Genomic DNA, 22748 nt, shown 5'->3' with positions numbered 1-22748 from the left:
GCGGTCACCCCTGGAGCTCGACGACGGACTGGCCGATCCGGACGCCGACACCCGGCGCCAGCGGCTGAGGTCCCGACACCTGGGTGTCCCCGATGAAGGTGCCGTTCGTCGACCCGAGGTCCTCCACGTACCACTGGTCGCCCTGCGGGAAGATGCGGGCGTGGCGCGACGACGAGTAGTCGTCGTCGAGCACGAGGGTGCAGCCCGGCGACCGGCCGATGAGGATCGACGCCGAGGACAGCGGAAGGGTCGTGCCGGCCAGCGGGCCGGTCGTCACGACCAGGCGCGTGGGCCCGCCGCGCCGGGCGGGCGCGGGTGCGGAGGCGGCCGGGGCGCCCGCGGAGGGTGCGGGTGCGGCCTCCGCGCGACGACGCTCGGACTTGGAGGCGCGCGGGGCGCCCCGGGGTGCCAGGTCGCGGCGCAGCACCGCGATCGCGGAGAGCACGAACACCCAGAGCAGCACCAGGTAGCCCAGCCGCAGCAGGGTGATCGTCAGCTCACTCATCCTGGGGGGATCACCAGCCTTCGTTCTGCTGGCCCGAGGCGCTGCCGGTCCAGAACATGATGCGGGTACGGCCGATGGTCAGGGTGTTCCCGTCGAGCAGCGTGGCCGCGGGCACCTGGTGGCCCTCGACGAACAGACCGTTCGTGGAGCCGAGGTCGGTCGCGACGACGCCGTCCGGCGTCACGCGGATCTCCAGGTGGCGGCGCGAGACTCCCGGGTCGTCGACGACGATGTCGGCCTCGGCGTCGCGGCCGATGACCGTCACGGGGCCGGTGAGCAGGTAGCGCTGGCCGTCGATGTCGATGAGGGGGTGGCGGGTGGACGGCGCCGCCGACGTGGCGGGGGCGACGTTGCCGCGCACGGTCGCGGAGCGCAGCTGGAAGCGACCGCCCGGCAGGTCCTCGTGCTCCTCGAACGACACGCTGACCGGGCCCACGAAGGCGTAGTGCTGCGAGGCGGCGTACTCGGTGAGGTTCGTGGCCAGCTCGTCGGCCATCGTCTCCGCGCCCCAGGCGTCGATCTGCGAGAAGTCCGCGGACGACAGCTCGATGGTGAACTCGTTCGGCACGACCGTGCGGTCGCGCCCGACGACGGCAGCGCGGTCGTCGATCTCGCGCCGCAGGCGGCTCGCCAGCTCGACCGGCTTGATCTCGCTGTTGCGACCCACCTTCGCGAACGCGTTGTTCATCACGCGCTCCACGCCTTTCTCGAAGCGATCCAGGGCGCCCATGCCACCTCCTCCCATTGGCCCGACACGTCCGCGGGCAGACTATCTAGATCGTAGGCAGCGCCGCAGCACCACTCCTCCGCGCGGTGTGGATTTCCTGCGAACGCTCGGCGCAGAAGCGGGACCGGCAGGTCACGGTGCGGTGACGGCCGCCACGCTCGCCACCAGTGGCGGGACCATGCCCTTTCCGGGGTGCGCGAGGCCCTCGCCAGGCGATTGGGGAGCACCCCCCGCGCCGTGCTAATCTTCTGCGGCACGCGCGAGTGGCGGAATAGGCAGACGCGCACGGTTCAGGTCCGTGTGCCCGAGAGGGCGTGGGGGTTCAACTCCCCCCTCGCGCACGTGAGGAGGGTTTCGGCTTCAGGGTCGGAACACCTTCGGAAAGTCCCGGTCAGGTTCTCCTGGCCGGGACTTTCTGCGTTCCGCGGGGTGCGATCTGGCTGGGCGACGGCGCGGGCCCCGCTTCCCGGCGTCGAACCGGGGTGAAGTCCCGTCGTGCGGGCAGCGGGAGGATGACGTTGACGAGGCGGTCGTCGGGTAGACCGTGCTCCGAGCGAGAGTTGTCCATGCACCCGCGCCGAGATGGCCCGCCATGGCGCCCTGACCCTGGCCACGAGGCTGCCGGTCTACTTCGCCGACCCTCGCTCGCCCTGGCGGCGACCCTCCACGAGAAGCCTGGAGCATGTGCCAACAGCGAGGACGGGGTGCCATGGCCTCAGCCCATGGAGTTGTCCGGCGGGGCAACGCCGCGACCGTCTGCGGTGGTCGCGTGGCCACGTGGAGGCGCCGTCGAGTCGCCGGCTTCGGAACGCTGCAACACAGCTCGCCACGCTGACCGTCGCGGGGCTGGCGGCTCTCCGTCGTCGCTGCACCCCCTCCTGGTGTGCCGCCGGGGTCCAGGGGTGTCTGACGATCCGGTCAGGGTGTGCTCGACGCTCCCGGGGCTCAGCAGTTGCGCCAGGCCAGAGCATTTCGTCGTTTCCGGCGAGCTGGCGCCGTCCCGACCGTCGGCCCGTTTCAGGCGGTGAAGGTCGAAGAACCGACGCCTCATGCCTACCGATCGGTGAGGAAGCGGGTGTCTGTCTGGCCCGGGCCCTCTGCGCACCCACGGAGGCGGCTGAGCGTGCGCTGAGTGGGTGAAATCTTCGGCCCTCGGGCGACGGCAGCGTGCCGCGCGGGAGGGCGGCGCGGGAGGCGGGGGCCGACCGGTCAGCCCCCGCGAGGCCCGGCATCCCGGGCCTGCGCGACCTGTCGGCGCGCCGGCGAGGCCGCTCTCCGGTATCCGCTACTGCAGGTCCTGGGCGGTCCGGGCGGTGGTTTCGGCGGGCACATATCACGGGCACCTGAATAGGATCCGCGCGGCTCACTTCTCCCCTCGAAAGGGTCCCCATGCGCATCCTGTCCAAGCTCGCGGTCACTACGGTGGCGGCGGCCTCGCTCTTGCTCGGCACCGCCGTCGCTCCCGCGACCGCAGCCACCGCCCCGGCGATCGACGTGACCTCGATCAAGGTCACGCCCTCCAACGGCAGCACGGGGACCAACTCCGCGACGAAGTACTACGACGTCCGCACGAGCGTGAAGCTCGGCAACCTCAGCGGCTACGGCCAGTACTGGTGGGCCGACATCTCCGCCGACGTCTACCGCGGCAGCACCCGCGTCGCGAAGAACCTCGACCTGGGCTCGGTCGCCTCGCAGAACTACAAGAGCCTGGACACCTACATCGCCGCGAAGTCGTCCTGGGGCCGCGGCACCTTCAAGGTGAAGAACGTGCGCGTGGTGGTCGACACCGACTACAACTCGACCACGCCGGACGTCACGCTCAAGGACGCCTCGTACTCCAGCGGCACCTTCATGATGAAGTCCTCGATCGACGGCAAGCTCAAGTACGGCAACGTCATCCAGGTGACCTCGAGCGGCAGCCACAAGACCGTCAAGATCGGCCTGAAGAGGTACACCCCGTCCGGCTGGCACTCGTACTCGTACGCCAAGGTGAAGGTGCAGTACAAGAACTCCACCGGCTGGCACACGCGCAAGACGATCACCCTGGACAAGTACGGCCTGAAGACCTACAAGTTCACGGCCTCGCACAAGTACAACTACCGTGTCACGATCGCTCCGACCACGACCAACGGGGGCGGCACGACCACCGCGACCCCAAAGGTCTGACGCGTCGCACCCTTCTCGCACCCGAGATCAGCGCCTCCGCGCGACGTGTCCGTCAACTCTCGTGCGCGAACGGCGTGGTCAAGCTCGTCTACGACGTCGTGCGCTGACGGCGTCCCAGGAGACGGTTCAGTAGACGAGGTTCAGCAACCGGCTGGCGACGACGGCGGTGACCGTGGTCCAGCCGACGATCGCCACCGCCTGCCAGACGAGCACACGGGCCTTGCCGACGCCGGACGCCACCAGCATCGAGGCCGTGAAGTGGGTCGGCAGCAGCAGCGGGCCGAGGAGGCTGACGCCGGGGACGCCGTAGCGCTCGTACGCGCGCTGGAACTTCGCCCGGCGGGCGCTGCGTCGGTCGTCCGCCGGCTCGGCCGGGATCGTCGCGTCCTTCACGGCACCGGAGCCCACCGGGACGGCGCTGCGCTGCCGGGTCTTCGCGCGACGGCGGTTCACGACCGCGTCGCGGGCGCCGGCGCTGGCCAGCACGACGGCGGTCACGGCGAGGAAGTTGCCGACCATCGCGGCGGCGGCCGCGACGGCGGGGTGGATCCCGCCGAGGATGCCGATGGTCGCGCCGCCCTCCCCCTCGATGAAGGGGATCATGGCCGCGACCGCGACGATCAGCGGCTGGGCGAGCTCGGGGACCTGGGCGACCAGGTCCTGGAACGTGTCGACGAGGTTCACGGTGTGCTCCCTGGGTGTCGGTCGTCATGGGGCTGTCCCCAGTCCACCCGGGGCGGGGAGCACCTGGTAGTGCCCCCCGTCACCGGCTCCTGTGTCGACCGCACGTCTGGGCCATGACATGTGTCATGCGGTGCGGGCGTCGGCGGGACGAGGTGGTGGCACGCGGGCGGCCGCGCCACGATGACGTCATGCCCGCGCCCGCCGTCGTGGAGATCGCGTGCGACGAGTCGGGGTTCTCCGGGACGAACCTGCTGGACCCGGCGTCGCCGGTGATCGCGCACGCGGGGGTGGACCTCACCCGCGAGGAGGCGGCGGCGGTGCTCGGCACGCTGCGGTCGCGGTTCAACCACCGTCGGACTCAGGAGCACAAGGCCCACCTGCTCCTGCGGCCGGGGCAGCCGGAGGCGGTGGAGTGGTTCCTGGCGGAGCTGGCGGGCCGCTCGACGGTGCACGTCGTCGACAAGCGCGACCACGTCGCCGGGCGGGTGCTCGACCTGCTCACGGGCGAGCCGTCGTACCTCGACGGGTCGCGCCTCGGCCGCGACCACGGCCGCGCGGTCGCGGTCCTGCGAGGCCGGGGCGACGTCCTCGCCGCGTTCGTCGCGATGACGCACCTCAAGCACCGGCGCCGGCCGGACCCTGCTGCCGTCGGCCGGTTCCTCGCCCTCGTCTCGGGCGTGGTGGCCGACGGCGTGCCGGAGCTGGCCGGCCTGACCCTGCGGGACGTCGTGGCGGTCCTGGACCGGCTGCTCGACGGCGACCCCGCCGTCCCGCCGCCGCTCGAGCCGCTGGTGCCGGCCCTGGCCGAGACGGTGCTGCGATGGAGCGACGGCTACCGCTCGGTCGTCGTCGTGCACGACGAGCAGAGCGCGCTCACGCGGCAGCGGACCGCGGTCCTGGCCGCGAGCCTCGCCGCCGCGGCGTCGCCCGCTCCTCCGCCCCTCCTCGGGGTGCGGCAGGTGGACTCCCGCCACGATCCGCGCGTGCAGGTCGCCGACCTCCTGGCCGGGTGGGCCCGGAGCTCTGCGGAGCCCGCTGCCTGACGCCCGGCAGTGCCGTCAACCGTCAGCCCCACCCGGCACCGGGTGAAATTGGGGGTTGCGCTCCGGGAAACCGGTCCCCTACGGTCAGGAAACCGGTTGCTGTGATCTGTTCGTAACCAATGTGGGTGGCGGACAGCGGTCGTACCGCCGTGCGGAGCGGCCTCGGCACCGGCTGCAAGTCCCGCGTTCGACGACGAAGGTGAGGCAGCAACGATGAGACGGCAAGCAGCGCGACGACTCCTGGCGGCGGGGGTGACGACGTCCTTGGCCGCCGCGATCGGAGTGACGGCTCTGACGCTCCCCGGCGCTCAGGCGGCAGAGACCGGCCCGACCGGGTTCGCCACCCAGAACGGTGGCACGACGGGCGGCTCCGGTGGCGCCGTCGTGAAGGCGACGACCGGCACCCAGATCCACGAGGCGCTGTGCGGCCGCGCCTCGGAGGACACCCCGATCACCATCCAGGTCGAGGGCACGATCAACCACGGCAACACGAGCAAGGTCTCGGGAGACAGCTGCAACACCGCGGACGGCGTGATCGAGCTGAAGCAGATCAGCAACGTCACGCTCGTCGGGGTGGGCAGCGGCGCCACGTTCGACCAGGTGGGCATCCACATCCGCGAGGCCAGCAACATCATCATCCAGAACGTCACGGTCAAGAACGTCAAGAAGTCGGGCTCCCCGACGTCCAACGGCGGCGACGCGATCGGCATGGAGTCCGGCGTCTCGAACGTGTGGGCCGACCACGTGACGCTCGAGGCCTCGGGCGGCGAGTCCGAGGGCTACGACGGCCTCTTCGACATGAAGGGCGACACGAAGTACGTGACGCTCTCCTACAGCATCCTCCGCGGCTCCGGCCGCGGCGGACTCGTCGGCTCGGGCGACAGCGACCTGGGCAACGGGCCGGTCACCTACCACCACAACCTCTACGAGAACATCGACTCTCGCCTCCCCCTGCTGCGAGGGGCGACGGCCCACATCTACAACAACCACTACGTCGACATCCACGAGTCGGGGATCAACGCGCGCGCCGGCGGCAAGGCCAAGGTCGACAACAACTACTTCCAGGACTCGAAGGACGTGCTCGGCACGTTCTACACCGACCTGCCGGGCTACTGGCAGGTCGCCGGGAACACCTTCGACAACGTCACGTGGTCGGAGCCGGGCGAGGACAACAACCCCGCCGGCCCGAACCCGACGTCCACGACGACGGTCAGCATCCCCTACGACTACTCGCTCGACGACGCCGGCTGCGTGCCGGACGTCGTCGCCGCGACCGCCGGCGCGAACAAGGGTCTCAAGGTGTCCGACGGCTCGTGCGAGGCGACGACGCCGGACCCGACCGACCCCACGGACCCGCCGACCGAGGAGCCCACCGACCCGCCGACCGGTGAGCCGACCGACCCGCCGACGGAGGAGCCGAGCGGCACCAACCTCAGCCTGGGCGCCGGCGCGGACGGCTCGACCAAGGCGTCGGGCAGCAGCTTCGGCAACGTGACCGACGGCAACCTGAGCACCTTCTGGTCGCCGACGAGCACCACGGGCCGCGTGTCCGTCAAGTGGGCCGCCCCGCAGACGGTGGCGCAGGCCAAGGTCGTCGAGGCGGCCGGCTCCGAGGGCACGATCACCGCGTTCCGCATCGTCAACCACGACAACGGCGCCGTCCTCGCGACCGGCAGCCGCGCAGGGGTCGTCAACCTGCCCACGACCACGCTGAGCAAGCTCGACCTCGAGATCACCGGCGCCTCCGGCACACCGAAGGTAGCCGAGCTCGAGACGTACGCCGGCCAGGGCTCCACGGACCCGACGGACCCGCCGACGGACCCCACGGACCCGACGGACCCGCCGACCCCGAGCGGTGAGGTCATCTACGCCGCGCCCGACGGCTCGGCCGGCGCGGCCGGCACCGAGGCGGACCCGACGACGGTCGCCGCGGCGATCGCCGCCGTCGAGCCGGGCGGGGCGATCTACCTGCGCGGCGGCCAGTACGACCTGGCCGACACGCTCACGATCGAGCCGGGCAACGACGGGACGTCGTCGGAGCGCACGCTCCTGTCGGCGTACCCGGGCGAGAAGCCGGTGCTCGACTTCTCCGCCCAGGCCGAGGACTCCGCCAACCGCGGCCTCGCCATCGGGGGCAACTTCTGGCACGTGTACGGCATCACCGTGCAGAACTCGGGCGACAACGGCATCCTGCTCGGCGGCGACGACAACGTGATCGAGCGCGTCGTCACCCGCGGGAACGCCGACACGGGCCTGCAGATCGCCCGCCTGGTCGCCGGTGCGCCGAAGGCGGAGTGGCCGTCGGACAACCTGGTGCTCAGCTCGGAGTCCTACGACAACGTCGACTCCGACGGCGAGGACGCGGACGGCTTCGCGGCCAAGCTGACGGTCGGCGAGGGCAACGTGTTCCGCGACTGCGTGGCGCACAACAACATCGACGACGGCTGGGACCTGTACGCCAAGTCCGACACGGGCCCCATCGGCGTGGTGACCATCGAGGACTCGCTCTCCTACGAGAACGGCACCCTGTCGGACGGCTCGCAGGCCGGCAGCGGCGACCGCAACGGCTACAAGCTGGGCGGCGAGGACATCCCCGTCGACCACGTGATCACGGGCAGCATCGCCTACGAGAACGGCAAGCACGGGCTCACGTACAACAGCAACCCGGGCTCGATCACGGTCAGCGACAACGTGAGCATCGGCAACGAGGAGCGCAACTTCAACTTCGACGAGGGCACGCACCGGTTCAGCGGCAACGTGTCGTGCGACAGCGGGTCGAACGACCGGATCGTCGGCAGCGACGACGGCACCAACCAGTTCTGGTCCGGCTCCAACGGCTCCGCGTGCGGCGCCTACGCGGGCGACCTCGACTGGTCCTTCGCCGCGGACGGCTCGCTGGAGGTGACCTTCGGCTGAGCCGATCCGCCCCTGACGGCGCGCCCTGCGCGGGCGCGCCGTCACCCCGACCCCGGCCGGCCCGTCGACCCCTCCGACGGGCCGGCCGGCCCGTGCTGCGGGCGTCCGGCCTGCGCATCCCCGCGGCGGCCCCGTGGCATCCTGGCCCCGTCCGTGACGTCGAGGGCCGGGAGAAAGCAGATGAGCGCCGGGACGGGGCTGCCGTTCGTCACGGGCGACGAGGTCCGCCGCCGGATCGGGCCCGACGACGCCCGCCGGCTGGTCGAGCGGGCGCTGGCCGACGGGTTCGACCCGGCCGACGACCCGGCACGGTCGTCGGTGGCCGCCGGCGCGGGGCACCTGCTGCTCATGCCGTCGGTGCTCGGCGACTGGGCCGGGGTGAAGATCGCGTCCGTGGCCCCGGACAACCCGGCCCGCGGCCTGCCGCGCATCCAGGCGACCTACCTGCTGCTCGACGCCGCCACGCTCACCCCGCGGCTGCAGATCGACGGGTCGGCGCTCACCGAGCTGCGCACGCCCGCGACCTCGGCGGTCGCGGTCGACCACCTCGCCGCGGCGGACGCGCGGCGCCTGGTCGTCGTCGGCACCGGGCCGCAGGCGGTGGAGCACGCGGTGGCGATGGCGGCGGTCCGCGACCTCGACGACGTCGCGCTCGTCGGCCGCGACCCGGGGCGCCTGGCGGCGGCCGTCGAGGCGCTGGTCGCGCGTGGCCTGCCGGCCCGCGCGGGAGGCACGGCCGACGTCGCCGACGCCGACCTCGTGGTGTGCGCGACGTCGGCGGGCGCGCCGCTCTTCGACGGCGCCCTGGTGCGCGACGGCGCGTGCGTCGTGGCCATCGGCTCGCACGAGCCCGACCGTCGCGAGCTCGACGCCGGGCTCATGGGGCGGGCGCTCGTGGTCGTCGAGGACCGTGCGACCGCGATGCGCGAGTGCGGCGACGTGGTCCTCGCCGTCCACGAGGGCGCCCTGCGTGTCGACGACCTCGTGCCGCTCGCCGACGTCGTGCGCGGCCACGCCCGGGCCACGGACCGGCCGAACGTCTTCAAGGGCTCCGGCATGTCGTGGCAGGACCTCGCCGTCGCGGTCGGCGTCGCGGAGACGGACGAGGCCTGAGCCGGCGGGCGGTGCTCAGGCGAGGCGGAAGAACGCCGCGGCCTCGGTGAGCACCGTGCCGGCGCGCTCGGTGCCGACGAACCCGTGCTCGGCGCCGGGAAGCTCGACCAGCCGGCAGGGCACGCCGTCGCGGCGGCAGGTGTCCGCGAGCTCCCGCGCCTCGGGGCGCAGCGAGTCCAGCTCTCCCACGGCCACCAGCGTGGGCGGCAGCCCGCGCGCGGAGCGCTGCAGGCGCGGCGCGTCAGCGGGCTCGACGCCGGTCCACGCGCGCATCGCGTACGTGGAGAGTTCGCGGCCCGGCCCGCCCGGCAGGTCGTCGTCGTAGGTCTCGAGCGACAGGTCGAGGTTGGGGTTGGTGAGCAGCAGGCCGGCCAGCGGGTGCGCGGTGCGCGCGGCGGCGAGGACGGCGACGGCGCCGCCCGCGGAGTCGCCGTCGAGATAGAGGCGGTCGAAGCCGTCGCCGGCGAGCAGGTCGAGCGCGGCCAGCGCGTCCACGACGGCGTCGTCGAGCCTCGCCTCCGGCGCGAGCCGGTAGTCGACGGCGAGCACGACGACGCCGAGCGCCTCGGCGGCCCGCCGGCACCAGCCGTCCTGCAGCTCGAGGTCGCCGAACAGCCCGTACCCGCCGTGCAGGAAGACCACCGCGGCGCCGGGGCGACGGCGGTCGGGCGTGTAGCGGCGCAGCGCGACGCCGTCGGTCGCGAGGTCCGTCACCGCACCCGCGAACGGCCGCCGCGGGCGGGCGACGGCGCGCTCGTGGGCGCCGCGCCGGAGCGCCGCGACGTCGGGCACGCCCTCCGGCTCGGGAGTCACGGGACGATCCTCACCCGTCAGGCCCGGAGCGTGCGCGCCACGAGCCGGACGGCGATGCCGAGGAGCAGCAGCCCGAGGGCCAGCAGCGGGAGCGTGCCGCCGCCGAACCCCGTCTCCGGCAGCTGGCCACCCGGCGTCGTCGGGCGGGCCGTGTTCGTCAGCGTGACGGCGTTGAGCCGCTCGTCGTTCGCGTGGATCACCACCCAGCCGTCGTCGTCGGGCTCGAGCGTCTGCCCGTTGATCGCCCAGCGCGGCGCGGCCCACGTGCTGCCGTCGACGGCGGGCGGGTCGGCCTCGCGGATCTCGACCGTGGTGCCCAGCGGGACGTCGTCCGCCACGAACGGGTCGCCGAGCACGAGGTCGCCCTCCTGGACGGGGCCGTCGTCCACGCGGTACTCGACCGGGAAGCGGGTGCCGTCGGGCAGGTCCGCGCCCTCGACCAGCTTCTCCACCCGCAGGGTCGTGATGGGGACGGCCGAGTTCGTCACCGTGAAGGCCGTGGTGCCGGTGCCCTCGTCGATCGTCACGCTGCTGCCCGGGGACCAGGTCGGGACGGCCCAGGTCCAGCCGTCGGGCAGCATCGCGTCGGAGGGCGGGTCCTCGGTGACGTGCACCGTCGTCCCCACCGGGAACTCGCGGTCCGGGCCGACGGCGGAACCGTCGGCCGGCACGGTGAGCACCCCCTTGTCGGTGCTGCCGTCGGGCAGGGTGGCGGTCCACGGCACGGTGAACCCGTCGCCGCTCACGTCGCCCGGGTCGGCGCCCTCGAGGGCCTTCGAGACCTCGAACGTGCCGTGCTCCACCGTGGCGGAGTTGGTGACGACGACCTCGGCGGTCTCACCATCACCCACCGTGATCTCTGCCGGCGTGATCGTGGGCTCGCCCCAGTCCCAGCCGGGGAGGTCGGGCAGGTCCGCCTCGTCGAAGGTGACCGTGGTGCCGACGGGGAAGTCGAGCGGGTCGCCGTCGGCGTCCGTCGGGGCCACCGGCTCGCCGTCCGGGGCGAGGGTGGTGGAGCCGCTGGTCGTGGTGCCGTCGACATAGGTCGCCGTCCACCCCACCGTGAACTCCGTGCCCTCGGGAACGTCCTCGGCCTGCGGACCGTCGAGCGTCTTGGACAGCTCGAACGTGCCGGTCGCCACCTGCCCGACGTTGGACACCTCGAGCGCGACGGTCTCGTCTCCCGTCAGCTCGATCGGGTAGAAGCCGTCCTCGTCCGGGTCGGTGAGCGGCTCCCCGTTCGCGGTGAGCACCGGGTCCTCCCAGGTGATGCCGCCGTCGGCCGTCGGCGCGGGCTCCTGCACCCACACCGTGCTGCCGGCGGGGATGGGCTCGCCGTCGAGCAGGGTGTCGATCGTGATGGGGTCGCCGACGGCGATCTCCCGCTGCCGGGCCTCGCGCGGACCGCCGGGCGGGTCGAACGTGTACTCGATCGAGAACTGCGGTTCCGGGTCGACCGGGGCGTCCAGGTCGAGCACCTTGACGACGCTGAACGACGCCGTCCCCGACTCCGGCACCAGCAGGTTCGCGAGATCGACCGTGACGGCCTCGCCACCGCGCTCGATGGTGAACTCCTGGCCCGGGCTCCACGTGGGGTCGCCCCAGTCGTAGCCGTCCGGCGCCGCGCCGGCGTCGACCTCCACGAGGCGGATCACGGTGCCCACCGGGAAGGTCACCGGGTCCCCCTGGTCGTCCACTGGGCCCTGCGGCGTAAAGGTGCCGTCCGCGTTCGCCACCAGCTCGATGGTGCCGGAGGCCGTGCCCACGCCACCCCCGGGGAACTCCGCCTCCCACCGGACCGTGACGGTGGTGCCCTCGGGCACCGTCGGCGGGTCCTCGGTGCCGTCCGACGCGGTCTTGGCGACCTCGAAGGTGCCGGTCGTGCGCTCCGCGGTGTTCGTCACCGTCGCGGCCACGACGCCGTCGCCGTCCGCGGTGATGGTCACCGGGTTCGGGGCCACGGACGGCGCCCCCCACTCCCAGCCAGGTACGGCGTCCGGCGTCTGCTCCTCGAACGTGATCACGGTGCCGACAGGGAAGGTCTGGGGGGTGCCGTCCACCGCCGTCGGGCGCACGGGCGAGCCGTCGGCGGGCAGCTCGAGCGTCCCGGTGCCGAGCACCTCGCCGTCGGGCGACGTGGCGGTCCAGTCCACGGCGAAGGTGGTGCCCTCCGGCAGGTCGCCCGCGGTGATGCCGTCGAGCTCCTTGTCCACCTCGAACGTGCCCCGCGGCTCGCCGCACGGGATCGTGCTCGCGAACAGGAACGAGTGCACCTCGCCGCCCAGCAGGGTGACGTCCCGCCCCATGACCTGGCCGTCGAGGGGCGCGGCGTCGACCGTGACGTCGGCGAACGGCGCGAAGATCGAGCCGTCGATGCGGCTGCCGGTGTTCTCGACCGTCACATCCCCCGTCACCGCCGACAGGTCCCACAGGATGTACGGGGAGAACTGGCCCTGCGGGTCGACGCGCAGGCCGTGCACGTCGGTGGTGCCCGCGGGCACGCGGATGATCAGGGGGTTCGCCTGGCCGGGGGTGGGGCTGCCCGCCGAGAACTGGAGCAGGCTCGCACCCGCGACGTCCTCGTACGCGACCACGTTGGGCCGGTCGGCCGCGAGCGGGGCGAGCACCTTGCGGTCGCCGTCGTCCTCCGCGACCGTCACGTGGTGCGCGTCCTGGCTGTCGGGGTCCGCCATCGCCGCGAGGCACTGCGCGCTCTCCTCGGTGGTCGCGTCCTGGTTCGCCTGCACGTACCCGGCGACGACGTCCTGGGTGCCGCCCGTCTGTGCCGTGAAGATGGACGTGTTGCCGCCCGTCGGGGGCTGCGCGTCCGCGGGATAGGTCTGCGCCGTCGCGTCGATGAGCGGCGGTGCGGACCCCGGCTGCGAGACGCGCACCCAGCTCTCGCCGCGGGCCGACGTCTCGAAGGGCCCGAGGTCGCGGTCCACCATCTTCAGCGTGCCGACGTTGTCGGACGTGGTCGCGCCCCGGCTCGTGATGTTGACCTCGCCGACGTTCCGGCCCGTGTCGGGGTCGAAGCGCCCGATCAGCAGGCGGTTCGGGTCGCCGTCGACGGTGGGGACCGTGTAGTCGGCGGTGCCGGCGGCGACGTGGATCACGGCCCACTGCTCGGCCGTCGTCCGCGCGAAGTTCCGGCCCGCGGCCAACGAGCCCTCGAGCTCCTGGTTGCCGGCGAAGGCGTCGCGCTGCGCGTAGACGGTGTAGCCGCCGGCGGACGTGAACGGGTTGACGTCGCCCTCGGCCGCGGCCGCCGGCGGTGCCGTCGCCGTCTGCGCACCGAGGCCCACCAGCCCGCCCAGCGCGAGCGCGGCGGCCAGCAGGCCGCTCGTCGTCCTGCGCCCGACCGCCGTGCTCGTCCTTCGCATGTGTCGCCCCCGAGACATCACAGACATCGCGTACCCTCGCGACACTCTAGGGACGGGCGATCGTGGGCGCTGCGTGGTCGCGCTCCCAAGTTTCGAGGCCGCTTCCGAGGCCCCGGCTGAACGGCCGGCGAACGCTCGGCGAACATCTCCGCGGAGCGCCTCTGACCGGGTCACCGGGTGGCCATACTTCCGCTTGTGCACGACGAGATCGCCCGCCTGGCCCGCCACGTCGCCCCCCGCCGGACGGCGCGCGTGGGGTCGGTCGCGGCGCTGGCGCAGCCGGTGCTGGTGGTGGGTTCCACGCTGCCCGTCGGGCAGCTCGAGGTGATCTTCCGGCGTCCGGAGGTGGGATCGGTCGCGGTGCAGGACGACACGGAGCCCGCCCGCACCGGCATCGTCACGCGGGCCGGCCTCACGGCGGCGCTCACCGGGCGCCTCGGGTACGGGCGCGCGGTCCTGGAGCGGCGCCCGACCGGGGCGGTCGCGGACTGGTCGCCCCTCGTCGTCGAGCCCGGCACGGCGCTGGCGGACGTCGCGACGCTCGCGATGGCCCGCACCGCGGACCGGCGGTACGACGACGTCCTGGTGAGCGGGCCGTCGGGCTGGGGCGCGGCGAGCACGGCCGACGTGATGCGCGCCGTCGTCGCCGAGCTGGCCGAGCGTTCCACCCACGACCCGTTGACCCGCCTGCCGGGGCGCGCCGCCACCTGGTACGCGCTGCGGCACCGCTGCGCGCTCGTGCGCGGCGGTGCGACCCGTGTGGTGCTGGTGCTGCTCGACGTGCGGGGCATGGCGCGGCTCAACGCCGACCACGGGCAGGACACCGGGGACGCGGTGCTCGGGGAGCTCGCGGCGCGGATCGGGGCGGCGCTGCCCGCCGGCTGCGAGGCGGGTCGTGTGGAGGGCGACGGCTTCGCCGTCCTGGCGACGTTGCCGGCGATGGACGACATCCAGGCCGCGGCCTCCGCGGACGCCCTGCGCCAGCACCTGCTCGCGCAGGTCGCCGCGCCGTCCGGAGGGCTGGAGGGCGGGCTCGACGGCGTGGCGTGGCCGGCGCTGCACTCGGCCGCCGCGTGGTCGGTGGCCGGTGCCGCCGACACGGACCAGCTCGTCGCCCAGGCGGAACGGCGCCTGCTGCGGGAGCGCCGCGCGGCGATGCTGGTCTGACGACCGCCCAGGACGACTCCTCCCCCGGACAGCAAAGAGCCCGCGGGCCGGAGGTCGAACCTCCTGCCGTGCTGGACGAGGGCACGGCACCCGCGGGATCCGGTGGTCGCGAGGAACTCGCTACCCGTCCCGTGCGCCGAACGGTCCGACGAATGATCAGGTCGTCAGGCCGACAGCGCGAAACGCTCAAGGGCGCACGCGACTAGCGCGCGACCACCTCATGGGTCCGAAGAGTCTTCACTGCTCCGATCACCTCCTTTCTCATGTGCCGACGACGCTACGCCCGCCCGGCGAGGGAGGCCAAGGGTTTTCCTCAGGGTGAACTCCGCAGCACGAGCCGACCGGGATCAGGCGCGCCGCAGGTGCGCCCACTCGCCCGGGTAGTCGTCGAGCCACTGGGCGAGCGAGCGCGCGGGCCGGCCGACGAGCCGGCCGACGTCGTCGGAGACGTGCGCCAGCTCGCCCGCGGCGATGGCGGCGTACGACGTGACCCACCCGTCGAGCTCGAACGGCTCCGCCCCGTACCCGGCCCGGGAGGCGTACGCCTCCTCCTCGGTCTCGGGGTGGTAGGTGACGTCGCGGCCGGCGGCGCGGCCGAGCGTCGCCGCGACCTCGTCGAGGGTGAGCGCCTGCGGCCCGGTGACCTCGTAGGTGGCGCCGTCGTGGCGGGCGGGCCGCTCGTCGAGGATGACGGCGGTCGCGACGTCCGCCACGTCGTCGTGCGACACGGCCGCCACGCGCCCGTCCGCCGCCGGGCCGCGGATCACGCCGTCGTGCCCGACGAACGTGCTCAGCGCGTGGAAGTAGAGGTTGTCGCGCAGCACCGTCCAGCGCAGCCCGGTGCGCGCGGCGACGTCGGCGAGGTGCTGCTCCGTGTGCCAGTGGTCGCGGGCGAACGTGAACACGGCGTCGGGCGCCGCGCCCGCGAACGACGTGTAGACCACCCGCTCGACGCCGGCCGCCGCGGCGGTGTCGATCGTCGCGACGTGCTGCGCGACGCGGTCGGGGGCCTCGCGCGCGCTCACCAGGAACACGGTGCGCACGCCGTCGAACGCGGCCCGCATCGCGTCGGCGTCGTGGAAGCCGTCGGCGACGGCGATCTCCGACACCGGCAGCGCCCGGCCGTCGCTGAGCCGCGGCGCGCGCGCCGGGTCCCGCACGACCAGCCGCTGCCGCGCGCCCTCCGCCGCGAGCCGGAACGCCAGTCGTGACCCGAGCCGCCCGCTCGCGCCGGTCACGGCGATCAGCCCGTCCGCCGCCCATCTCGCCATGCCTCACGGTAGGCACGGATCAGGGGCGGGGCTCGGCGAGAGGTGAGAATGGGCCGGTGACCGCCACCCCGTACCGCGTGATGACCGTCTGCACCGGCAACATCTGCCGCTCCCCCATGGCCGAGATCGTGCTGCGCGACCGGCTCGAGGCCGCCGGGCTCGGCGACCGCGTGGTCGTGGACTCCTCGGGCGTGAGCGACGAGGAGCACGGCAACCCCGTGGACGGCCGCGCACGCCGCACGCTGGCCGCGCACGGCTACCCGACGGGCGACGGCCACCGCGCCCGCCAGGTCACCCCCGCGGACCTCGCCGACCACGACCTGGTCCTGCCCATGACCGCGCAGCACGCGCGCCGCCTGCGCCGCCTCGCGGACGGCGCGGCGGGGCCCGCCGGCCTCGCCGAGATCCGCCTGTACCGGTCGTTCGACCCCGACGCCCCCGTCGTCGAGCCGGGCGGTGACGAGCACCTGCTCGACGTCGACGACCCCTGGTACGGCGACGAGTCCGGCTTCGAGACCACCCTGGCGGAGGTCGAGGCCGCCGCCGACGGCGTCGTCGCGCACGTCCGCGCCCGCGTCCTCGGCGCGTCGTGACGCGTGAGGTAGCAGGAGACCCTGACTACCTCGCGAGATCTCGTACTACCTCGGTGGGTTCCGTACTACCTCGGCAGATCCTGCACTACCTCGGCGTGTCGGGTCCTGCCTCGCGGGGTGGCGGCCGTGCCGGGTCCCGAGGTGACAGGATCGGCTCATGACGACCCCGCCCGCCCTGCTCACCGTCCGCCGCGCCCGGGAGGACGAGTGGCGCGAGACCCGCGACCTGCGCCTGGCGGCGCTCCAGGACCCGGCGGCCCCGGTGGCGTTCCTCGAGACGCACGACGTCGCGGCCGCGCGGCCGGACACGTTCTGGCAGGAGCGGGCGCGCGGCAACGCGACGAGCGACGCGGTGGCGGCGTTCGTCGCCGTCGACGCCGACGGGCGCTGGGTCGGCACGACGACCGGCCTGGTCGAGGAGCCGGGCGCGACCGACGTCCTGGGCGGGCCGGTCACGCAGCGGCAGGTGCACCTGGTGGGCGTGTTCGTCCGGCCCGAGCACCGCGGCGCCGGCCTGCTGGCGCGGCTGTTCGACGGCGCCCAGGACTGGGCGCGGAGCCGCGGCGTCGAGCGGGCGCGGCTGTGCGTGCACGTCGACAACCCGCGCGCCCAGGCCGCCTATCGCAAGCTCGGGTTCACGCCGTCGGGCGAGCGCTTCGTCCTCGAGCAGGGCGAGGAGGTCGAGCTGGTGCGGGCGCTGTGACCGCCCGCCGGGACGGGCGGCCGCGGCCGAAGGCGCGGCGCCACCAGGCGGCCACGCCCTGCGGTTCCGGCTCGGCCGCCGGCGCCGCGGCGGGCACGTAGGCGCCGACCCAGCGGGAGATCTCGCGCCAGACGACGTCGCGGACGGCGGGGGCGGAGAGCGTGACGTCGTGCATGGCGCCGTCGATGCGCACCAGCGTGACGAGGCTGCCCAGTGCGGGCACCCGGCGCGCGACGCCGCCCACCTCGAGCACGGAGTCGGTGGTCATCATCTCGGGGCTCCACCGCACGGGCGCCGTCGAGCGGGCGGACAGCAGCACCAGCACCGGGACGTCGATGCCGAGCCCGCGGGACACGCGCTCCTGCCCCTGGAAGATCGCGGACAGCCACGCCGGGGTGGTGCGCCAGCCCGTGTCGGGCCGCCAGGCCGGGTCGATGTCCCACGCGCCGTCGAACCGCCGGGACACGCTGCGGGTGTAGAACCCGAGGTCCACGTTCACGAGGTGGCTGCGCGGCGCGAGCGCGGCCTGGGCGCGCAGGCCCGGCTCCAGCATCCACCGGCCCACGCTGCGGGTCTGGAACTCGAGCCACGGGCTGTTGAGCACCAGCGCGTCCGCGCGGCCCGGCCGGTGCGACACCCACAGGCTGAGCACCAGCCCGCCCGTCGAGTGGCCCATGAGCACCAGCCGTCGGCCCGACGACGGCTTCGGGCCGTGGCCGAGCACGGCCAGCGCGGCCTCGATGTCCTCGTCGTACGTCGCCAGCGCGGTGACGAAGCCCGGCGTCTGGTGCTCGCGCAGGCTGCGGCCGTACTTGCGCAGGTCGAGGGCGTAGAACCGCGCGCCCTGCCGCTCCCAGAACGCCGCGAGGTGGGTCTGGAAGAAGTAGTCCACCCAGCCGTGCACGTACAGGACGTCGATGCCCGCGTCCCGCCCGGTGTCGCCGGCGGGCAGGCCGGACGTCGCGACGCCGGGCTCGACGGCCCTCCGTACCAGCGTCGCGACGACGTCGCCCTCGAAGTCCGGCTCCAGCGGCAGGGTCAGCCGCTCGAAGCCGGGCAGCGCGTCGGGCTCCCACGCGCTGCTCGTGCCGGCCTGCTCCACGACCCGAAGGTAAGGAACTCGGCCCGCCCGCGCGACCGGGCCGTGCCGGACGACCGGCTACACCACGAGCCAGAGCAGCCAGGTGAAGACCAGTCCGAGGACGGCGATGATCGTCTCCATCACCGTCCAGGTCTTGAGCGTCTGACCGACGGTCATGCCGAAGTACTCCTTGACCAGCCAGAACCCGGCGTCGTTGACGTGCGACAGGATGAGCGAGCCCGCGCCGATGGCCAGCACGAGGAGCGCGAGGTGCGTCGGTGTCAGGCCCGTGGCGAGCGGCGCGACGATGCCCGACGCGGTGACGATCGCGACCGTCGCGGACCCGGTCGCGATGCGCACCAGCACGGCGATCAGCCAGCCGAGCAGCAGGATGGACAGGCTCATCGCGACGGCGGCCTTGCCGATGGCGATGCCCGTGCCGCCCTCGACCAGCACGGCCTTGAAGCCGCCGCCGGCACCGACGATCATCGTGGCGCTCGCGATGGGCTTGAGGCTCTCCGTCATCTTCGAGCCGAGCGTGCCGAGCGAGAACCCGACGCTGGTGCCGAACGTGATCATCGCGAGCAGGACGGCGATGAGCAGCGCCACCAGCGGCTCGCCGATGAACGACACGAACGGGTAGAACCACGAGTCCGGGCTGGCCCAGACCTCGACGCCCGCGCGCACCAGCATGAGGATCACCGGGCTGAGGATGGTCACCAGGGTGAGCACGAAGGTGGGGTTGCGGGTCTTGACCGTGCCCGGCTCCCCGGAGCCGCCCGCCTCCTCGGCGACGATGCCCCCGCCGCCGCCCTGCGCGCCGATCGGCACCAGCCTCGCGGCGAACCGGCCCCACACCGGGCCGGCGATGATCACGGTGGGCACGGCGATGAGCAGGCCGAGCGCCATGGTGATGCCGACGTCGGCGCCGAGGTTGCCGATGGCGGCCAGCGGCCCGGGGTGCGGCGGCACGAAGCCGTGCAGCACCGACAGCCCGGCCAGCGCCGGCATGGCCAGCAGCATCGCCGGCAGGCCCGAGCGCCGGACGGCCAGCATGATCACCGGGATCAGGAGGACGAGCCCGACCTCGAAGAACATCGGGATGCCGATGAGGAACGCGATGAGCGCCATCCGCCACGGCAGGCTCCCGGTGCTGCCGCGGAAGATCTTGTCGACGATCTCGTCCGCTCCCCCGGAGTCGGCGAGCAGCTTGCCGAGCATGGCGCCCAGCACCACCAGCACGCCCACGGTGCCCAGCACGTCCCCGACGCCGGTCTCGAACACCCCGGCGACGTCGCCGAGCGGGATGCCGGACCCGATCGCCACGAACAGCGACCCGATGGTCAGGGCCAGGAAGCCGTGCATCTTGAGCATCGTGATGAGGAGCACCACCACGGCGATGCCGATGGCGGTGACCACCAGCACCTGCGTGTCGTGCTCCGACCACGGCTGGTTGATCAGCGCGAGCGTGTCGTCGTCGTCCCCCGCGGCCTGCAGCAGCGCGTGCATCGGGTTCCTCCTGTCTCAGCGGGTGCCGCTCCCGGTGCGTCGCAGCGCGTGGCCGGGGAGGGCGTCGGTGCGTGCGCCGTCGTCGATGACGGCGACGCCGTCGACCAGGACCAGGTCGATGCCCGTCGCCTGCTGGCGCGGGTCCTCGAACGTGGCCGCGTCCTGGACGGTGTCGGGGTCGAGCAGCACGAGGTCCGCGGCGTAGCCGGGGCGGACCAGGCCGCGGTCGACCAGCCTCAGCCGCGCCGCGGGGCGGCCCGTGAGGTGGTGCACGCAGTCCTCGAGCGTGAGGACGCCGAGCTCGCGCACGTACCGTGCGAGGTAGCGCGGGAAGGTGCCCCACGCGCGCGGGTGCGGGCGGCCGCCCACGAGGATCGCGTCCGAGCCCCCGGTGTGGGTGCGGTGCTGCATGATCGCGCGCACGTTCTCCTCGTGGCCCACGTGCTGCAGGATCGTCGTGCCGAGCCGGTCGGCGATCAGCTGTTCCACGAACACGTCGCCCGGCGCGCGGCCCTCGTCGCGGGCGATCGCCTCGACGGTGCGGCCCACCCGGCCGGCCAGCGCCGGGTTCTGCACGCCGCTGATCTCGATCGTGTCCCACTCCGCGACGCAGCCGTGGCAGCCGTCGGTGCCGACGTGCTCCAGCTCGTCCACGATGCGCTCGCGGTCGGCGGGGTCCGCCAGCCGCGCGAGCAGCGCGTCCGTGCCGCCCGAGAACGACCAGCTCGGCAGGATCGCGCTGAGCGTCGTCGAGCCCGGCAGGTACGGGTACGTGTCGAGCGTGATGTCGACGCCGTCGCCCAGCGCCGCGTCGATCAGGGCGAGCAGCTCGCCCGCGCGGCCCTTGTTGGGCGCGAAGTTCATCGTCGCGTGCGTGAGGTGCAGCGCGCAGCCCGTCGCTCGGGACAGGTCGATCATCTCGGCGTACGCCTCGAGCGCGCCCTTGCCGTACGACCGGTGGTGGGGGCTGTAGTAGCCGTCGTGCGCGGCGACGACGCGCAGCAGCGCGGCGAGCTCGTCGTCGTCGGCGTACATGCCCGGCGTGTACGTGAGGCCGCTGCTCATGCCCAGCGCGCCCTCGCGCATCCCCTGGGCGAGAAGCTCGCCCATCCGGGCGACCTCCACGGGCGTCGCCGGGCGCTCGTCCGGCCCGACGACGAGGTGCCGCAGCGTGCCCTGCGGCACCAGGTAGGCGGCGTGGCAGGCGATCCCGTGGTCCAGGCGGTCGAGGTAGCCGGCCACGGACTCCCAGTCCCAGGCGAAGCCCGGCGGGTCGTCGTTCCAGCCCGCGATCTGGGCGCGGATCGCGGTGCGCGTGCGCTCGTCCACGGGCGCGAAGGACAGGCCGTCCTGGCCCAGCACCTCCAGCGTGACGCCCTGGCTCACCTTCGCGGTGTGGTCCGGGTTCGCGAGGATCTGCACGTCGGAGTGCGCGTGCATGTCGATGAAGCCGGGCGTCAGCGCGCGGCCTTCGGCGTCCACCGTGCGGTGGGCGCCCGCCGCACGGGCGTCGGAGCGGCCGTCGTCGACGGCCGTGACGCGCCCGTCGGTCACGGCGACGTCGGCGACGACGCCCGGTGCGCCCGTGCCGTCGAGCACCAGCGCGTCGCGGATCAGCAGGTCGGCGGCCATGCTGCTGCCCCTCAGAACCAGGTCCGGACGAGGTCGACGACGACCGGGTCGGCCGTGTCGGCGTCGTCCACCACCGGCACGAGGGTCCACTTGTCCATCGCCGTGCACGGGTGCGACAGACCCAGCCGCAGCTCGTCGCCGATGCGCAGGTCGACGTCGGCCGTGGCGTCCCAGCGCAGGAAGCCGTGCTGGTCGTTGAGCGCGGTGACCTGGACGCCGGGGACGGCGGCGGGCTCCTCGCCGGCCGCGCGCGGGCGGCGCAGCTGGACCTCGGGCAACCCTTCGTCGAACGGCAGGTCGCGCTTGCCGGCGTCGAACAGTGCGAGGCCCGGCTCGGGCTGCGAGCTCACGCGCACCCACCCGTGCATCGCGCTGCGGAACCTCGGCCCGCCGCTGCGCGGCTCCTCGCCCAGCGGGGAGACGTGCCGGTAGAAGCCGTCGTCGTGCACGATGTAGGCGCCGCTGCGCAGCACCACGCGCGTGCCCGTCGCGACCAGCGGCGCCATGACCTCGTCGACGACGTCGAAGTACGCGCTGCCGCCCGCCGTCACGACGGGCACCTCCACCTCGTAGCGCCCGTCGGCCGCCAGGCGCTCGTGCACCTCGACCATGTCGCGCAGGTAGCCGCGCACCACGTCCCGGCTGTGTGCGTCCGAGTCGTGCGCCAGTGCGCCCTCGTACCCCCCGACGCCGGCCAGGCGCAGGTGCGGCGACGCGACCACGCGCTCCGCCGCCGCCAGCGCCGTGTCCAGGTCCCGGGCGCCCGTGCGGCCGCCCGCGCCGCCGCGCTCGACGAGCACGTCGATCGGCGGGCGCGAGCCCGAGGCCTCGACGTGCGCCGCCAGCGCGTCGTGCATGAGGTCCACCGTGACCGGCGAGTCCGCCCAGACGAGCACCCGCAGGTGCTGGTCGGCGGCCAGCTCGTCCGCGATCCAGCGCAGCGCCAGCGGCGAGATCACGCTGTTCGCGACCATCACGCGGCTCACGCCGAACTCGAGGGCCACGCCCAGCTGGAACGGGTTCGCGACCGTGATCGCCCACGCCCCGGAATCGACCTGCTCGGCCCACAGGTGTGGCGCCATCGTCGTCTTGCCGTGCGGGGCGAGGTCGAGGCCGCGCTCCGCGCACCAGTCGGCCATCACGCGGAGGTTGGTGTCGAGCGCGGACCGGGACAGCGTGAGCAGCGGGGTCGGCAGCTGCGACAGGCGCGGGCGGCGCTCGCGGACCTCCGCGACGGTCAGCCCCCACAGCTCGGGCGGGATCGCCTTGTGCCACCGGCCGACGCGCTCGCCCTCCCGGGCGGCGACCTTCTCGCGGTCGATCCGACAGGTGTCCTCGGCTCCGGTACCGTCCATCGTCAGGCCCTCCTCGTTCCCCGTCGACGGTGCGACGATGCCGCACACGCCGCTGAAATGCACGCCGGGTCCAGAGCGGCCGTACCA

General features: G+C 73.6%; 17 protein-coding genes and 1 tRNA gene. 8 read left to right on the top strand and 10 right to left on the bottom strand.

Going from position 1 to position 22748, the window contains the following annotated elements; all coding sequences use genetic code 11:
* Nucleotides 1–4: 4 nt before the first annotated feature.
* Both ACQP6G_RS03355 and ACQP6G_RS03350 read right to left on the bottom strand, forming a co-directional pair.
* Nucleotides 5–505, bottom strand: coding sequence for an FHA domain-containing protein FhaB/FipA (locus tag ACQP6G_RS03355; protein WP_429762789.1), 501 nt, complete (start codon nt 503–505; stop codon nt 5–7).
* 10 nt (nt 506–515) lie between these two features.
* Nucleotides 516–1235: an FHA domain-containing protein gene (locus tag ACQP6G_RS03350; RefSeq protein WP_429762788.1), complete on the bottom strand. Its 720-nt coding sequence runs from the start codon at nt 1233–1235 to the stop codon at nt 516–518.
* Between the two features lie 254 nt (nt 1236–1489).
* Between ACQP6G_RS03350 and ACQP6G_RS03345 the strand changes: the two genes are divergently transcribed.
* Both ACQP6G_RS03345 and ACQP6G_RS03340 read left to right on the top strand, forming a co-directional pair.
* Nucleotides 1490–1573: transfer RNA gene (locus ACQP6G_RS03345), tRNA-Leu, on the top strand.
* A 1048-nt stretch (nt 1574–2621) separates the two neighbouring features.
* Nucleotides 2622–3398 (top strand): hypothetical protein, encoded by a 777-nt coding sequence (locus ACQP6G_RS03340; RefSeq protein ID WP_429762787.1) that lies wholly within the window; start codon nt 2622–2624, stop codon nt 3396–3398.
* 126 nt (nt 3399–3524) lie between these two features.
* On the opposite strand, the gene ACQP6G_RS03335 is transcribed toward ACQP6G_RS03340, so the two are convergent.
* Nucleotides 3525–4082: a small multidrug efflux protein gene (locus ACQP6G_RS03335; protein WP_429762786.1), complete on the bottom strand. Its 558-nt coding sequence runs from the start codon at nt 4080–4082 to the stop codon at nt 3525–3527.
* Between the two features lie 188 nt (nt 4083–4270).
* Between ACQP6G_RS03335 and ACQP6G_RS03330 the strand changes: the two genes are divergently transcribed.
* The 3 genes from ACQP6G_RS03330 (at nt 4271) to ACQP6G_RS03320 (ending at nt 9154) form a co-directional block, all read left to right on the top strand.
* On the top strand, nt 4271–5125 hold the full coding sequence (locus tag ACQP6G_RS03330) for a DUF3800 domain-containing protein (RefSeq protein WP_429762785.1): 855 nt from the start codon (nt 4271–4273) through the stop codon (nt 5123–5125).
* Between the two features lie 213 nt (nt 5126–5338).
* Nucleotides 5339–8041, top strand: coding sequence for a pectate lyase family protein (locus ACQP6G_RS03325; protein ID WP_429762784.1), 2703 nt, complete (start codon nt 5339–5341; stop codon nt 8039–8041).
* Between the two features lie 180 nt (nt 8042–8221).
* Nucleotides 8222–9154, top strand: a complete 933-nt coding sequence (locus ACQP6G_RS03320) for an ornithine cyclodeaminase family protein (protein ID WP_429762783.1) — start codon at nt 8222–8224, stop codon at nt 9152–9154.
* Nucleotides 9155–9169: 15 nt separating this feature from the next.
* Here the strand turns inward: ACQP6G_RS03320 and ACQP6G_RS03315 are convergent, their stop codons facing one another.
* Both ACQP6G_RS03315 and ACQP6G_RS03310 read right to left on the bottom strand, forming a co-directional pair.
* On the bottom strand, nt 9170–9967 hold the full coding sequence (locus ACQP6G_RS03315; RefSeq protein ID WP_429762782.1) for an alpha/beta hydrolase fold domain-containing protein: 798 nt from the start codon (nt 9965–9967) through the stop codon (nt 9170–9172).
* A gap of 17 nt (nt 9968–9984) precedes the next feature.
* On the bottom strand, nt 9985–13350 hold the full coding sequence (locus ACQP6G_RS03310; protein ID WP_429762781.1) for a DUF5979 domain-containing protein: 3366 nt from the start codon (nt 13348–13350) through the stop codon (nt 9985–9987).
* Between the two features lie 195 nt (nt 13351–13545).
* Between ACQP6G_RS03310 and ACQP6G_RS03305 the strand changes: the two genes are divergently transcribed.
* Complete coding sequence (locus ACQP6G_RS03305; RefSeq protein WP_429762780.1) at nt 13546–14517, top strand: sensor domain-containing diguanylate cyclase; 972 nt, start codon at nt 13546–13548, stop codon at nt 14515–14517.
* A gap of 347 nt (nt 14518–14864) precedes the next feature.
* Here ACQP6G_RS03305 and ACQP6G_RS03300 read toward each other — a convergent pair whose 3' ends face one another.
* The gene (locus ACQP6G_RS03300) at nt 14865–15788 is read right to left on the bottom strand and encodes an SDR family oxidoreductase (RefSeq protein WP_429762779.1); all 924 of its coding nucleotides are present in this window, start codon (nt 15786–15788) and stop codon (nt 14865–14867) included.
* A gap of 80 nt (nt 15789–15868) precedes the next feature.
* Between ACQP6G_RS03300 and ACQP6G_RS03295 the strand changes: the two genes are divergently transcribed.
* Together ACQP6G_RS03295 and ACQP6G_RS03290 are read left to right on the top strand one after the other, a co-directional pair.
* Nucleotides 15869–16381 (top strand): low molecular weight protein-tyrosine-phosphatase, encoded by a 513-nt coding sequence (locus tag ACQP6G_RS03295; protein ID WP_429763207.1) that lies wholly within the window; start codon nt 15869–15871, stop codon nt 16379–16381.
* 157 nt (nt 16382–16538) lie between these two features.
* The gene (locus tag ACQP6G_RS03290) at nt 16539–17084 is read left to right on the top strand and encodes a GNAT family N-acetyltransferase (protein ID WP_429762778.1); all 546 of its coding nucleotides are present in this window, start codon (nt 16539–16541) and stop codon (nt 17082–17084) included.
* On the opposite strand, the gene ACQP6G_RS03285 is transcribed toward ACQP6G_RS03290, so the two are convergent.
* The 4 genes from ACQP6G_RS03285 to ACQP6G_RS03270 are packed head-to-tail and all read right to left on the bottom strand — an operon-like array spanning nt 17017 to nt 22661.
* Complete coding sequence (locus ACQP6G_RS03285; protein ID WP_429762777.1) at nt 17017–18186, bottom strand: alpha/beta hydrolase; 1170 nt, start codon at nt 18184–18186, stop codon at nt 17017–17019. The two genes, ACQP6G_RS03290 and ACQP6G_RS03285, sit on opposite strands and share 68 nt — an antisense overlap.
* Nucleotides 18187–18243: 57 nt before the next feature.
* A complete protein-coding gene (locus tag ACQP6G_RS03280) occupies nt 18244–19674 on the bottom strand; it encodes a GntT/GntP/DsdX family permease (RefSeq protein ID WP_429762776.1) in 1431 nt (476 codons plus the stop codon).
* A 15-nt stretch (nt 19675–19689) separates the two neighbouring features.
* Nucleotides 19690–21306: an N-acyl-D-amino-acid deacylase family protein gene (locus tag ACQP6G_RS03275; RefSeq protein ID WP_429762775.1), complete on the bottom strand. Its 1617-nt coding sequence runs from the start codon at nt 21304–21306 to the stop codon at nt 19690–19692.
* Nucleotides 21307–21317: 11 nt separating this feature from the next.
* Nucleotides 21318–22661: a type III PLP-dependent enzyme domain-containing protein gene (locus ACQP6G_RS03270; protein ID WP_429762774.1), complete on the bottom strand. Its 1344-nt coding sequence runs from the start codon at nt 22659–22661 to the stop codon at nt 21318–21320.
* Nucleotides 22662–22748: the final 87 nt, after the last annotated feature.

The organism is Isoptericola nanjingensis (assembly GCF_050311635.1).
GTDB lineage: Bacteria > Actinomycetota > Actinomycetes > Actinomycetales > Cellulomonadaceae > Isoptericola > Isoptericola nanjingensis.
Note: the sequence above shows the minus strand (reverse complement) of the source record. Positions and strands in the feature narration are given on the sequence as shown.